At 53.9% G+C, this 14328-nt stretch carries 12 protein-coding genes; 8 read left to right on the top strand and 4 right to left on the bottom strand.

Annotated features, from left to right (window positions below):
- Positions 1-128: 128 nt before the first annotated feature.
- Positions 129-671: a cell division protein ZapC gene (gene zapC / locus OVA10_RS17020; RefSeq protein ID WP_100780694.1), complete on the top strand. Its 543-nt coding sequence runs from the start codon at positions 129-131 to the stop codon at positions 669-671.
- Here zapC and OVA10_RS17015 read toward each other — a convergent pair.
- Positions 668-1777 (bottom strand): YcbX family protein, encoded by a 1110-nt coding sequence (locus tag OVA10_RS17015; protein ID WP_123429143.1) that lies wholly within the window; start codon positions 1775-1777, stop codon positions 668-670. The genes zapC and OVA10_RS17015 overlap by 4 nt on opposite strands.
- A 104-nt stretch (positions 1778-1881) precedes the next feature.
- On the opposite strand from OVA10_RS17015, the gene rlmKL reads away from it, so the two are divergent.
- The 6 genes from rlmKL to rmf all read left to right on the top strand — a co-directional run bounded on the left by rlmKL (position 1882) and on the right by rmf (position 9807).
- Complete coding sequence (rlmKL, locus tag OVA10_RS17010; RefSeq protein ID WP_102105594.1) at positions 1882-3990, top strand: bifunctional 23S rRNA (guanine(2069)-N(7))-methyltransferase RlmK/23S rRNA (guanine(2445)-N(2))-methyltransferase RlmL; 2109 nt, start codon at positions 1882-1884, stop codon at positions 3988-3990.
- A gap of 12 nt (positions 3991-4002) precedes the next feature.
- The gene (locus OVA10_RS17005) at positions 4003-5910 is read left to right on the top strand and encodes an ABC transporter ATP-binding protein (RefSeq protein ID WP_102105593.1); all 1908 of its coding nucleotides are present in this window, start codon (positions 4003-4005) and stop codon (positions 5908-5910) included.
- A gap of 13 nt (positions 5911-5923) precedes the next feature.
- Positions 5924-7177 (top strand): membrane integrity-associated transporter subunit PqiA, encoded by a 1254-nt coding sequence (gene pqiA, locus OVA10_RS17000; RefSeq protein WP_268196492.1) that lies wholly within the window; start codon positions 5924-5926, stop codon positions 7175-7177.
- Between the two features lie 4 nt (positions 7178-7181).
- Positions 7182-8819 carry an intermembrane transport protein PqiB gene (gene pqiB / locus OVA10_RS16995; RefSeq protein WP_100780689.1) on the top strand — a complete coding sequence of 546 codons (1638 nt, stop codon included), beginning with the start codon at positions 7182-7184 and terminating at the stop codon, positions 8817-8819.
- Positions 8819-9385, top strand: coding sequence for a membrane integrity-associated transporter subunit PqiC (pqiC, locus tag OVA10_RS16990; protein ID WP_100780688.1), 567 nt, complete (start codon positions 8819-8821; stop codon positions 9383-9385). Before pqiB ends, pqiC begins: the two co-directional genes overlap by 1 nt.
- A gap of 254 nt (positions 9386-9639) precedes the next feature.
- The gene (rmf, locus tag OVA10_RS16985) at positions 9640-9807 is read left to right on the top strand and encodes a ribosome modulation factor (RefSeq protein ID WP_100780687.1); all 168 of its coding nucleotides are present in this window, start codon (positions 9640-9642) and stop codon (positions 9805-9807) included.
- Positions 9808-9883: 76 nt separating this feature from the next.
- On the opposite strand, the gene fabA is transcribed toward rmf, so the two are convergent.
- Positions 9884-10402, bottom strand: coding sequence for a bifunctional 3-hydroxydecanoyl-ACP dehydratase/trans-2-decenoyl-ACP isomerase (fabA, locus tag OVA10_RS16980; protein ID WP_064325594.1), 519 nt, complete (start codon positions 10400-10402; stop codon positions 9884-9886).
- A 68-nt stretch (positions 10403-10470) separates the two neighbouring features.
- The gene (locus tag OVA10_RS16975; protein ID WP_268196491.1) at positions 10471-12231 is read right to left on the bottom strand and encodes a Lon protease family protein; all 1761 of its coding nucleotides are present in this window, start codon (positions 12229-12231) and stop codon (positions 10471-10473) included.
- 186 nt (positions 12232-12417) lie between these two features.
- On the opposite strand from OVA10_RS16975, the gene matP reads away from it, so the two are divergent.
- Positions 12418-12870 carry a macrodomain Ter protein MatP gene (gene matP, locus OVA10_RS16970; RefSeq protein ID WP_100780685.1) on the top strand — a complete coding sequence of 151 codons (453 nt, stop codon included), beginning with the start codon at positions 12418-12420 and terminating at the stop codon, positions 12868-12870.
- A 63-nt stretch (positions 12871-12933) separates the two neighbouring features.
- Here matP and ompA read toward each other — a convergent pair whose 3' ends face one another.
- The gene (gene ompA, locus OVA10_RS16965) at positions 12934-13989 is read right to left on the bottom strand and encodes a porin OmpA (RefSeq protein ID WP_181827580.1); all 1056 of its coding nucleotides are present in this window, start codon (positions 13987-13989) and stop codon (positions 12934-12936) included.
- Between the last annotated feature and the right edge of the window lie 339 nt (positions 13990-14328).

Raw genomic sequence — 14328 nt, 5'->3', positions numbered from 1 at the left:
AGCCCTGGTTGTTTTATATTCCGTCTTTGTTGCTTATTTAGACATTATGGTCTTTTATTATTGATGTTATAAACGAAGCGATAATTTGGACATTTTAAGAACAGGACGTTGTGGGGAAGGAGAGGAAAATGCGAATAAAACCTGACGATAACTGGCGCTGGTATTTTTGCGAAGAGCACGATCGAATGATGCTCGATTTAGCCAATGGTATGTTATTTCGCTCTCGTTTTGCTCGCCGAATGCTGACCCCGGATGCGTTTGCACCGTCAGGCTTTTGTGTTGACGATGCAGCCCTGTTTTTCTCTTTTGAAGAGAAATGTCGCGATCTTATTCTCTCTAAAGAGCAGCGTGCCGAGCTGGTGCTGAATGCGCTGGTGGCGATTCGCTTCCTGAAACCGCAGATGCCAAAAAGCTGGCACTTCCTCGCTCATGGTCAAGCATGGTCGCCGGTCACCGGCGATGCGGCCTGCGTCAATCTCAGCGATACTTCGGAAGAGGTGAGTTTGTTAGTGGTTGAGCCGGGCGAAAACGCCGCGCTCTGTTTGCTGGCGCAACCCGGCGTGGTGATTGCCGGGCGCACAATGCAGCTGGGTGATGCGATTAAAGTGATGAACGACCGGCTTAAACCGCAGCTGCGTATGGATTCCTTTAGCCTCGAACAGGCTGTTTAGCGCTCTAGCTGCAACGACGTTTTCGGAATGCAGCTACAGCACAGAATCGTACCATCTTCGCTTACGGCTGATTTCTTCAGCGCCGTCACTTCGCCATCGACCAGAGTGATGCGACAGCTTCCACAGATCCCCGCACGACACGAATAGGGCACGCGGATCCCCGCTTGTTCCAGCTGTTCAAGCAGTACCTGCTGATTATTCCCCGGTAAGGTTTGTCCCTCCCACTGAAGCGTCACCTTTGTGACAGGCAGCGTTTCAGCTTCAAGCGCTTCTTCTTCCGGCCCTGGGCCGTAAACTCGGGCAGGACCCGTTGCGAGGATCTCAATCTCGTCGCCGACGCGAATCACGCCGCTGGTGCGCGGGATCAGGTTCTGACCAAAATCGACATCGCCGTTATCCTGTGCGGTGCGGAAAGACTGTAAGGTTTTCAGCGGCTCGCCGGAAGGGTGTTTTTGCCCTTTTTCCGGGCTGATGGTGGTGAAAATACAACGGCTGCACGGTTTCACCACATCAAAGATCACGCTGCCGATACGGATCACTTTCCAGGTATCTTCTTCCCAGGCCTGTGCGCCCGTCACGACCAGATTCGGGCGGAACTGCTCCATCTGCACGCTGGCGGAACAGCGGTTTTGCAGATCGCGCAGGGAGGCGTCATTCGTCAGCAGATAGGGAAAACCGTCGGCAAAGGAGAGGGGGACGGCTTCGAAACGCTTCACGCGGCGCGTAAGCTCCGGGCCGACCCAGCGCAGCTGCACCGCGCGGGAGAAGAAACCGCTCAGCCAGGTGTTAATCTCATCCGGGGCGATGCGGGCGGTGAAATGGTTACCCCACACTTCTGTCGGGGCATCAACGGGGGCAAAATCAGTAAAGCGTGCAATCACGCTTGAGCCATCCGGCGCCGTCAAATGCAGGCCGTCGTGCAGGGGAGCCGGGATAAAACGCACCATCTGCGGGAACTGACGGGCGGTGATGAAGGTGCCGTCCGGTTCGGTAATCATAAATATGCGATCGAAGGCAAAGCCGCTGACGTCAGCAAGCGCATGGGTCAGGCCAATACCACGCATGGATTTGACCGGATGAATAAAAAGCCTGGATAACGTCGCCACTGTTCACGCCCTCGAACGATTTGAAAATAAGCCTTCAACTTTATGACATAGAGCGCATATTAGCTATAATGCGCAGCAATTTTCTACGAGTAATAAGTGACGATATGAATTCTCTGTTTGCCAGTACGGCCCGTGGGCTGGAAGAGCTGTTAAAAACTGAACTGGAAAGCCTTGGCGCGCTTGAGTGTCAGGTGGTTCAGGGTGGTGTCCACTTTGAGGGCGACACACGGCTTATTTACCAGAGCCTGATGTGGAGTCGCCTGGCGTCGCGCATCATGTTGCCGCTGGGTGCCTGCAAGGTCTACAGCGACCTTGATCTGTATCTCGGCGTGCAAGCGATCGACTGGACAGAGATTTTCGCCCCGGGTGCGACCTTTGCCGTGCATTTCAGCGGTCTGAACGACGAAATCCGTAACAGCCAGTACGGTGCACTGAAGGTGAAAGACGCCATCGTCGACAGCTTCACGCGTAAAAATCTTGAACGCCCGAACGTCGATCGTGAAAATCCCGATCTGCGCATCAACGTGTGGCTCAATAAAGAGACCGCCAATATTTCTCTGGATCTCTGCGGCGAAGGCCTGCACCAGCGCGGTTACCGCGATCGCGCCGGTATTGCGCCGATCAAAGAAAACCTGGCTGCGGCCATTGTGATGCGCTCTGGCTGGCTGCCGGGCACGCCGATGATCGACCCAATGTGCGGTTCCGGCACCTTGCTGATTGAAGCGGCCATGCTGGCCACCGACCGCGCGCCAGGATTGCATCGCGGGCAGTGGGGCTTTAGCGGCTGGGCACAGCATGACGACGCCATCTGGAAAGAGGTCAAAGCCGAAGCACAGGTTCGTGCGCGTAAAGGCCTGGCTGATTACACCTCCCGTTTCTACGGCTCGGACAGCGACGCTCGCGTAATTGAACGCGCGCGCAGCAACGCCCGCCGCGCCGGTATCGGCGAACTGATCGACTTCGAGGTGAAAGACGTCTCCCAGCTAACCAACCCGCTGCCGAAAGGCCCTTACGGTACGGTGATCAGTAACCCGCCGTACGGCGAACGTCTCGATAGCGAACCGGCGCTGATTGCGCTGCACAGTCTGCTGGGTCGCACCATGAAAGATTATTTCGGCGGCTGGAATCTGTCGCTGTTTAGCGGTTCTCCTGAGCTGCTGAGCTGCCTCCAACTCCGCGCCGAGCGTCAGTTCAAAGCCAAAAACGGCCCGCTGGACTGCGTACAGAAAAACTACCATCTGACCGAGAAAGATGGCGACAGCAAGCCATCGACAGTGGCGGAAGACTACGCTAACCGTCTGCGTAAGAATCTGAAGAAATTCGAAAAATGGGCGAAACAGGAAGGCATTGAATGCTATCGCATTTACGATGCCGATTTGCCGGAATATAACGTTGCGGTAGACCGTTATGCGGACTGGGTCGTGGTGCAGGAATACGCTGCGCCGAAAACCATTGATGCCCAAAAAGCGCGCCAGCGTTTGCTGGACATCATCGCGGCGACAATTGGCGTGATGGGCATTGCGCCGAACAAACTGATCCTGAAGACCCGTGAGCGTCAGAAAGGGACCAATCAGTATCAGAAAATGGGCGATAAGGGCGACTTTATCGAGGTGGGCGAATACAATGCGCGCCTGTGGGTGAACCTGACAGACTATCTGGACACCGGTCTGTTCCTCGATCACCGTATCGCGCGTCGTATGCTGGGCCAGATGAGCAAAGGTAAAGACTTCCTGAACCTGTTCGCTTATACCGGCAGCGCCAGCGTTCATGCGGGTCTGGGCGGTGCGCGTAGCACCACCACGGTAGACATGTCGCGTACCTATCTGGAGTGGGCGGAGCGCAACCTGCGTCTTAACGGCCTGACCGGTCGTCAGCACCGTCTGCTGCAGGCCGATGTACTGGGCTGGCTGCGCGATACGGATGAACAGTTCGATCTGATCTTCATCGATCCGCCGACCTTCTCCAACTCCAAGCGTATGGAAGACACCTTCGACGTTCAGCGCGATCACCTGCGTCTGATGACCGACCTGAAACGTCTGCTGCGTAAAGGCGGCACCATTATGTTCTCGAACAACAAACGCGGCTTCCGCATGGACAATGACGGGCTGGAAAAACTGGGGCTGAAAGCACAAGAAATCAGTCAAAAAACGCTGTCTCAGGACTTCGCCCGTAACCGTCAAATTCACAACTGCTGGTTGATTACCGCAGTCTGAAAGGAAATTTAAATGTCATTAATTAGCATGCACGGCGCATGGCTGTCCTTCAGCGATGCGCCACTTCTCGACGATACAGAACTGCACATCGAAGACAACGAACGCGTCTGTTTGGTGGGCCGTAACGGCGCGGGTAAATCCACGCTGATGAAGATCCTCAACCGTGAGCAGGGTCTGGACGATGGACGTATCGTTTATGAGCAGGATCTGATCGTTTCTCGTCTGCAACAGGATCCGCCGCGCAACGTCGCGGGCAGCGTCTATGATTTTGTCGCCGAAGGGATCTCCGAGCAGGCCGAATACCTGAAAGGCTATCACGATATTTCGCATCTGGTGATGACCGATCCGAGCGAAAAAAACCTCAACGAGATGGCGCGCCTGCAGGATTTGCTGGATCACCACGGCCTGTGGCAGCTGGAAGACCGCATCAATGAAGTGCTGGAGCAGCTTGGCCTTGAGGCCGATATGGCGCTGGCTTCTCTGTCTGGTGGCTGGCTGCGTAAAGCGGCGCTTGGCCGCGCACTGGTCTGCGGGCCAAAAGTGCTGCTGCTCGATGAACCGACGAACCACCTGGATATCGAAACCATCGACTGGCTGGAAGGGTTCCTGAAAACCTTCAATGGCACCATTATCTTTATCTCGCACGACCGTTCATTTATCCGCAATATGGCCACCCGTATTGTCGATCTCGATCGCGGCAAGCTGGTCACGTATCCGGGCGATTACGACACCTATCTGCTGGAAAAAGAAGAGAACCTGCGCGTTGAAGAGCTGCAAAACGCCGAGTTTGACCGCAAACTGGCGCAGGAAGAGGTGTGGATCCGTCAGGGCATCAAAGCGCGTCGTACCCGTAACGAAGGCCGCGTGCGTGCCCTGAAAGCGATGCGTAACGAACGCAGCCAGCGCCGTGAAGTGATGGGCAGCGCGAAGATGCAGGTCGAAGAGGCCTCTCGTTCCGGCAAAATTGTCTTCGAAATGGAAAACGTGAACTACCAGGTCGACGGCAAAGTGCTGGTGACCGATTTCTCCGCGCAGGTTCAGCGCGGCGATAAAATTGCACTGATCGGCCCGAACGGCTGCGGTAAATCCACGCTGCTGAAACTGATGCTGGGCCAGCTACAGGCTGACAGCGGCCGTGTTCACTGCGGGACTAAACTGGAAGTGGCCTATTTCGATCAGCACCGTACTGAGCTTGATCCTGAAAGAACGGTGATGGATAACCTGGCAGAAGGCAAGCAAGAGGTGATGGTTAACGGGAAACCGCGCCATGTGCTGGGCTATCTGCAGGACTTCCTTTTCCATCCAAAACGCGCCATGACGCCTGTTCGCGCGCTCTCCGGTGGGGAACGTAACCGACTTCTGCTGGCGCGTTTGTTCCTGAAACCCAGCAACCTGTTGATTCTCGATGAACCGACGAACGATCTGGATGTCGAAACCCTGGAACTGCTCGAAGAGCTGATCGACGGCTATCAGGGCACCGTGATGCTGGTGAGCCACGACCGTCAGTTTGTGGACAACACCGTCACCGAATGCTGGATTTTTGAAGGCGAAGGTCGTATTGGTCAATATGTGGGCGGTTATCAAGACGCGCGTGGGCAACAGGCGCAATCCTTAGCGCATAAACAGTCCAAATCTAAAACGGGATCGCAACCGCTTGTCGCAAAAGCAGAAACTGTCAAAAAGCCGACGGTCAAAATGAGCTATAACCTGCAGCGCGAACTGGAAGGGTTGCCGCAGCGTCTTGAAGAGCTGGAAACGCAACTGGAATCATTACAGGCTCAAGTTGCTGATGCATCCTTCTTTAGCCAGCCACACGACTATACTCAGAAAATATTGGCAGAGCTTTCCCAGGCCGAAAAGGCGCTGGAAGAGGCATTTGAGCGCTGGGAGTACCTTGAGGCACTCAAAAACGGCGCATAAACAGGGATACCCGATGTGTGATCAGCACCATGCCGACCGGCATATTTTATGCTCGCAATGCGATATGCTCGTGGCGCTGCCTGAGATGGGTCACGGACATAAGGCGGCATGCCCCCGTTGTGGGGCAACGCTGACGACAGAGTGGGACGCGCCAAGGCAGCGTCCCACTGCTTATGCGCTTGCGGCACTGTTTATGCTGCTGCTCTCGAATCTTTTTCCGTTCATCTATATGAAAGTTGGCGGGATGACCAGCGAAGTCAATTTGCTGGAGATCCCAGGCGTCATGTTCTCGGAAGATTACGCCAGCCTTGGCACCTTCTTTCTTCTCTTTGTGCAAATCGTTCCGGCGTTTTGCCTGGTCGTGATTTTACTGCTGGTAAACCGCGTCCGGATGCCCATTAAAGTCAAAATCCTGCTTGCCCGGATTCTTTTCCAGCTGAAAAGCTGGGGGATGGCGGAGATTTTCCTCGCGGGGATTTTGGTCAGTTTTGTGAAGCTGATGGCCTATGGCGACGTCGGCATCGGCAGCAGTTTTGTTCCCTGGTGTCTGTACTGCATGCTACAGCTGCGCGCCTTCCAGTGTGTCGACCGCCGCTGGACCTGGGATGATATTGCACCTGCGCCAACGCTAAACCAGACCGTAAAAGTGGGCGTGCCCGGAATTCGCCAGGGATTGCGCTCCTGTACGTGCTGTACCGCCATTCTGCCTGCTGATGTGGAAGAGTGCCCGCGTTGTGGCACGAAGGGGCATGTGCGGCGCAAAAACAGTCTGCAATGGACGATGGCCTTACTGGTCACCTCCATCATGCTTTATCTGCCGGCCAATATTTTACCCATCATGATCACGGATCTGCTGGGAGATAAAATGCCCTCGACGATCCTGGCCGGGGTGGTGTTGCTGTGGGGCGAGGGATCTTATCCGGTGGCGATGGTGATTTTCATTGCCAGTATTATGGTTCCCACCTTAAAGATGATCGCGATTGCCTGGCTGTGCTGGGATGCCAAAGGCCATGGAAAGCGCGACAGCGAACGCATGCATCTGATTTATGAAGTCGTCGAATTTGTTGGCCGCTGGTCAATGATCGACGTGTTTGTGATTGCCGTTCTCTCCGCGCTGGTGCGCATGGGTGGACTGATGAGTATTTATCCCGCTATGGGCGCGCTGATGTTTGCGTTGGTCGTTGTCATGACGATGTTTGCGGCCCTGACTTTCGACCCGCGTTTATCCTGGGATCGTGAGCCAGAGTCAAGCCATGAGGAAGAGTGAAAGCATGGAAAATAAGAGTGGAGAGGCGAAAGTGCAGAAGGTCAAGAACTGGTCGCCGGTGTGGATCTTCCCCATCGTCACAGCGCTGATCGGAGCCTGGATCCTGTTTTATCATTACAGCCATCAAGGGCCGGAAGTGACGCTGATCACGACTAACGCCGAAGGCATTGAAGGGGGCAAAACCACCATCAAGAGCCGCAGCGTTGACGTGGGTGTCGTCGAGAGTGCGACGCTGACTGACGATCTCACACACGTTGAAATCAAAGCGCGCCTTCATTCCGGCATGGAGAAGCTGCTGCATGGCGATTCCGTCTTCTGGGTGGTTAAACCGCAGGTCGGACGCGAAGGGATCAGCGGCCTGGGGACGCTGCTTTCCGGGGCTTACATTGAGCTTCAGCCCGGCGCGAAGGGCAGCCAGCCCGGGCATTATCAACTGCTGGATGCACCGCCGCTTGCGCCGCCAGACGCGAAAGGTATCCGGGTGACCCTCGACAGCAAGAAAGCGGGGCAGCTCAGCCCTGGCGATCCGGTGCTGTTCCGTGGTTACCGCGTGGGCTCGGTGGAAACCAGTACCTTCGATGCGCAAAAACGTACTATCAGCTATCAGCTGTTTATCAATGCACCAAACGACCGTCTGGTGACCAGCAACGTACGCTTCTGGAAAGACAGCGGTATCGCGGTAGATCTGACGTCGGCGGGGATGCGCGTAGAGATGGGTTCTCTGACCACGCTGTTTGGCGGCGGGGTGAGTTTTGACGTGCCTGAGGGGATGGATCTGGGGCAGCCGGTCGCGCCAAAAACCGCGTTCAGACTGTTTGACGATCAGAAAAGCATCCAGGATGCACTCTATACCGATCATGTCGACTATCTGATGTTCTTCAAGGACTCTGTTCGTGGCCTACAACCAGGTGCGCCGGTGGAATTCCGTGGCATCCGCCTGGGTACAGTAGGTCAGGTGCCGTACTTTGTGCCGGGCCTGAATCAGGTACTGGATGACGACTATCGTATCCCGGTGTTGATCCGCATTGAACCAGAACGCTTACTGGCCCAGATTGGACAGAACCAGGATATCGGCACGCATATTAATCAGCTGTTGAGTCGCGGGTTACGTGGCTCGCTGAAAACCGGCAACCTGGTGACGGGCGCCCTGTATGTGGATATGGACTTCTATCCGAAAGCGCCAGCGATTACCGGTGCGCGTGAATTCGGTGGCTACACCATTATCCCAACCGTCAGCAGCGGTCTGGCGCAGATCCAGCAGCGCTTGATGGAGACTCTGGATAAGATTAACAACCTGCCGTTGAATCCGATGCTTGAGCAAGCGACCAACAGTCTGACGGAAAGCCAGGCCACGATGCGTCGTCTGCAGACCACACTGGATAACATCAATAAAATTACGGCTAACCAGTCGATGCAGCAGCTTCCGCAGGATATGCAGAAAACGCTGCGTGAGCTTAACCGCAGTATGCAAGGCTTCCAGCCAGGCTCGGCGGCGTACAACAAAATGGTGGCGGATATGCAGCGCCTGGATCAGGTCCTGCGCGAATTGCAGCCGGTTCTGAAAACGCTGAATGAGAAGAGCAACGCGCTGGTATTTGAAGCGAAGGACAAAAAAGATCCTGAGCCGAAGAGGGCAAAATAATGAAAAAATGGCTATTAATCGTCGGAGCACTGGTTTTAACGGCCTGTAGTTCAGGAAGCGATACCAAGAGTTACTACCAGCTGCCGATGGGGGCTCAGATGGGCGGGCAGAGTAGCGCCAGCCAGGGACATCGCCTGCTGTGGGTTGAGCAGGTCACGATCCCCGATTCCCTCGCCGGCAACGGCGTGGTGTATCAGACCAGCGACGTGCAGTATGTGATTGCGAATAACAATCTGTGGGCCAGCCCCTTGGATCAACAGCTGCGCAATACGCTGGTGGCGAACCTGAGCAGCCAGTTGCCCGGATGGGTTGTTGCCTCACAGCCTCTGGGCAGCGACCAGGATACCCTCAACGTCAATGTGACGGGTTTCCATGGACGCTACGATGGCAGAGTGGTGATCAGCGGTGAGTGGCTGCTAAACCATCAGGGGCAGCTGATTAAGCGCCCGTTCCATCTTGAGCTGAAACAGCAGGAGGATGGTTACGACGCTATGGTGAAAGCCCTGGCCCAGGGCTGGGCACAGGAATCTGCCAGCATCGCCCAGGAGATTTCTCGCCTGCCATAAGCAAAATTCATGATGTTAAGCCGCCATCCGCGTTTCGCTGATGGCGGCTTTTTTTTCGGTTTTTGTTCAGGCTGTTACTTGTTCCAGCTCACAATTTTTGTACAAATGATCTTCTGTGTAGCTCACAAATATGACACTGGCGTGAATTTTGCGCATTGACGCATGGCGTGATTCGGGTTATTCGTTATCTGTGTTTGCACGTTTTGCATACACTGTTTTCTTTCCACCAGACCAAAGAATGAGGGAAACGAGGCATGAAGAGACAGAAACGAGATCGCCTGGAAAGGGCTCATCAACGTGGTTATCAGGCTGGCATCGCTGGACGCTCAAAAGAAATGTGTCCTTATCAGACGATAAATCAAAGGTCACAATGGCTGGGAGGCTGGCGAGAAGCCATCGGAGACAGGGTACTTCTTGCTTGATAACGTCTCTTTAAAAACAGAAACCTCCGCCATGCGGAGGTTTCGCCTTAGTTGCTCAAGCACTACTTAAGCAAAATCAGAACGCAGAAGTGTCCTGGAACAGACCGACTTTCAGGTCACTGGCGGTATAGATCACACGGCCATCAACCAGCACTTCACCGTCTGCCAGACCCATCACCAGACGACGGTTCACGATGCGTTTGAAGTGAATACGGTAGGTAACTTTCTTCGCGGAAGGCAGAACCTGACCGGTGAATTTCACTTCACCTACGCCCAGCGCGCGGCCTTTGCCTTCGCCGCCCAGCCAGCCGAGATAGAAGCCAACCAGCTGCCACATCGCATCCAGGCCTAAACAGCCAGGCATTACCGGATCGCCGATAAAGTGGCAACCGAAGAACCACAGGTCTGGATTGATATCGAGTTCCGCTTCCACGTAACCCTTGTCAAAGTTGCCGCCGGTTTCGGTCATTTTCACGACACGGTCCATCATCAGCATGCTAGGTGCCGGTAACTGCGGGCCTTTAGCGCCGAACAGTTCACCACGACCAGAGGCAAGAAGATCTTCTTTTGTATAGGATTCGCGTTTATCTACCATGTTCTCAGTAAGCCTTATTTTAGTGAAGCACGCAGGATAGCTAACACGTGTACGCTGAACAAGTCCGATCAGTTCGGGCTAAACCAGCTTAACCAGCGTAACGGCCATGGATAACGATGACGAGCATCCTGTTGCATCGCCTGAGCGATACGCTCCTGGATAGTTTGCATCAGCGTTGTTTGCACTTCGCCATCCCAGACCTGATTTGTCAGTAAGGGTAGCGCATCCGTGACATCGTCGATGGCCCAGATACTGAATTGCTCTGCATCCACCGCATCCAGTACCGCCTGGCTCAGGCTCAGATGACGTGCGTTTGGCGCAGGAATAATCACGCCCTGTTTGCCACTCAATCCACGCTGCTGGCAAATAGAGAAGAAGCCTTCGATTTTCTCATTCAGACCGCCAACCGGCTGAGCACGACCAAACTGATCGACAGAGCCGGTGATAGCAATGCTTTGATTAACCGGCACATCCGCAAGCGCACTGATAACAGCACAAAGCTCAGCCATAGACGCGCTGTCGCCGTCCACTTCACTGTAAGACTGCTCAAAGGTCAGTGAGGCGGAGAAGGGTAGCTGTTGCTCCAGCTGAAGCTGTGACATCAGGAAGGCCTGCATAATCATCATGCCCTTAGCATGAATATTCCCGCCCAGCTCGGCTTTGCGCTCAACGTCAGTAAATTCGCCGTCGCCAATGTGGATGACGCAGCTGATACGTGAAGGTTCGCCAAAGGCACGCGGATGACCAGGGAACTCAATGACGGACAGGGCGTTGATTTGCCCCACACGCTCGCCTTCGGTTTCCACGAGGATCTGTTCCAGCAGGATTTCATCCTGCATACGATCCGCGAGATATCCTTCCCGCCATTCGCGCTGTGCCAGCATCTGGGCGAACTGCTCACGGGTAAAAGTACCCGGCCCGCTAATGACGCCTGTTTCGCGCAGTTGCTTGCTGATCCACAGCGGACAGAGTGGCAGAGTTTCCTGATCGCCCGTGTCACGTGCAGCTTCACGAATAAGACCTGTCCAGGCATCTGCGGCAGGGATCGGAAGAGCATAACGTGCCGCGACGGTCAGCACCCATTGGCACCATTGTGTCACGTCGTCTGCATCGGCGATCTGGATGTTATCTTCAAATTCGGTGTAAACGGCCTGATCGGCAAGTTCCGGCTCCATCTCCTGGAAATCCGCCAGAGACTCACGATCGCCAGCCAAAATCACTTTCAGTGACAGGGGCATCGATGGAATGGCGACAGGCAGCGGGCGGGACTCATCATAGGCAATCCAGTCGAAACGCTGATGTGCCACAATGTTCTTCAGACGCATCCACAGCAGCGGCTGTGCAAGCAGCGTTCGCAGAGAGATGATCAGGACACCGCCGTTGGCTTTGTGCACCAGGCCCGGCTGGATACTGAGCTGACCGTTAAAGTGACGAAGACAGCCAAACAATTGCTCCGCTTCGGCCCACTCGGCAGTAATGACCTCGCCGGTAGCGGCAAAATTATCATCAGCCTGCGTGGCGGGTTCGAAAGTGACATCACTTCCCACGATACGATATTGTCCGCCAAAAACGGTGTCCGTTTCTGGTTGCAATTGACGCACGGCATCGGCCATCAGAGCCAGGTATTCAGCTTCTTCTGGCGCCTTCAGTAACATGAAGGGGGAGGTTGTCCATGGGCTTAACGTCTGTTCAAGCGCGTAATGTAAACGCGGTTGCGTATCGCTAAGGATGAAGTCGTGTTCTTTTGCGAGGTCTGGCTGTGCAAACAGTTCCTGATAGCTCTCAGTATCAGGAACCAGGTCACGCCATGCTAGTTTCGTAATGGTCAAAGTTGATGTTTTTTAGTTAGATGTAAAACGGTGGATTATACCGCAAGCCTTGACCCATTCCCACGTGGTATTAGGGATTTCAGGCGGGGAATGCGCGGTAAGGGGTCACAGGATATGATTTCTTTTCAGCAGATTGCCAAAAAACTGATATTCTGAACATAGTTACGAGGTAACACTGAGATCGCGATGAAATATCAACAACTGGAAAATCTCGAAAGCGGCTGGAAATGGAAGTATCTGGTCAAAAAGCATCGAGAAGGCGAGCTGATCACCTGCTACATCGAAGCCAGTGCTGCAAAAGAAGCGGTAGATTTATTGCTGACCCTCGAAAATGAGCCGGTGCAGGTCAACGGCTGGATCGAGAAACACATCAATCCTGCTCTGCTAAACCGCATGAAGCAGACCATTCGTGCGCGCCGCAAACGCCATTTCAACGCGGAGCATCAGCACACGCGTAAGAAGTCTATCGACCTGGAGTTTATGGTCTGGCAGCGATTAGCGGGGCTTGCTCAACGGCGCGGGAAAACCTTATCGGAAACGATCGTCCAGCTCATTGAAGATGCGGAGCATAAAGAGAAATACGCGAGCCAGATGTCTACGCTTAAAAATGACCTTCAGGCGATGCTGGGTAAAAAATAGTTTCTCATTTTCTTTGGCCAATAAAAAACCCCGCATAGCGGGGTTTTTTTATAAGACGATAACTTATGCCGCAGGCTGAGTTACAACGTCTTTGATACCTTTAACTTCGATCTCAACGCGACGATCTGGTGCCAGGCAGTCGATCAGTGCAGCGCGAGCTTTCACGTTGTCACAGGTATTGCCAGTCACTGGGTTAGATTCGCCCATACCACGTGGGGAGATCTTGTTAGCTGGGATACCTTTAGATACCAGGTAATCAACTACAGACTGAGCACGTTTCTCGGACAGGTTCTGGTTGTATGCGTCAGAACCGATACGGTCGGTGAAGCCCAGAACAACTACAGAACCATCTTTAGGGTCGAGGTTGCTCAGCTGGGTGTACAGCTGATCCAGTGCCTGCTGACCTTCTGGTTTCAGAGTTGCTTTGTTGAAGTTGAACAGAACGTCAGACTTCAGAGTGAAGTGCTTGGTCTGTACTTCTGGAGCTGGAGCCGGAGCTGGAGCAACGATCGGAGCTGCATCTTCCTGCTGGCCGAAACGGTAGGAAACACCTACGCTCAGCATGCCGTTGTCAGGACGAACGCCAACGGTGTTACCGTCGCCGATGTTGTTAACCCACTGGTATTCCAGACGGGTAGCGATGTCACGGGTCATTGCCCACTCTACGCCACCAGCGAATACTGGAGAAACACCAGTGTCGTGGTCGTCGCCAGCAACGCTGTTGCTGGAGTCAGCGCGCCATACCATGCCGCCCAGACGAGTATAAACGTCCAGATCGTCAGTCACTGGGTAACCCAGTTTAGCGGTCAGCTGTACGCCTTGAGCTTTGAATGCGCCGTTAACGGTGTCGCCTTTGTATGGCATACGACCTAACCAGTCGTAACCCATTTCAAAGCCAACATACGGGTTAACCTGATAGCCACCAAACGCACCTGCACCGAGCTGGCTTTCGTGAGTTGGGCCATCGTTGTTCAGGGAGCTGTTGTACCAGCCAGTGTCGTGGAACTGAGACCAGCCCAGTTTGCCACCTGCATACCAGGTATTATCTTTCGGAGCGGCCTGCGCTACGGTAGCGAAGCCAGCCAGTGCCACTGCAATCGCGATAGCTGTCTTTTTCATTTTTTGCGCCTCGTTATCATCCAAAAATCGCCATGAAGATCTCGTCGAGAAATCACGGTTAAATCCTTCACCGGGGGGCGAGCTCAAACTAGTAACTCTACCGATATCTTCGGCTTAGACCGAGCACCCCTGGCGATGTAAAGTCTACAACGTAGTTGAAAACTTACAAGTGTGAACTCTGTCAGGCATATGAAAAAAAAAGTTCCGTATACAAAATATTTAACATTTTTTGCGAGTATTTTATGCAGTAAAATTAACGGAAACCGCGCCAGACAAGCGTTGTCGAAGTTTTTAGTCAAGGAACTATTTGCACTTACGACTGTCAAAAAAAGTTCCAGG

The sequence above is a fragment of the Lelliottia sp. SL45 genome (assembly GCF_026672535.1).
Lineage (GTDB): Bacteria > Pseudomonadota > Gammaproteobacteria > Enterobacterales > Enterobacteriaceae > Enterobacter > Enterobacter nimipressuralis.
This window is presented reverse-complemented; position numbering and strand designations above follow the sequence as displayed.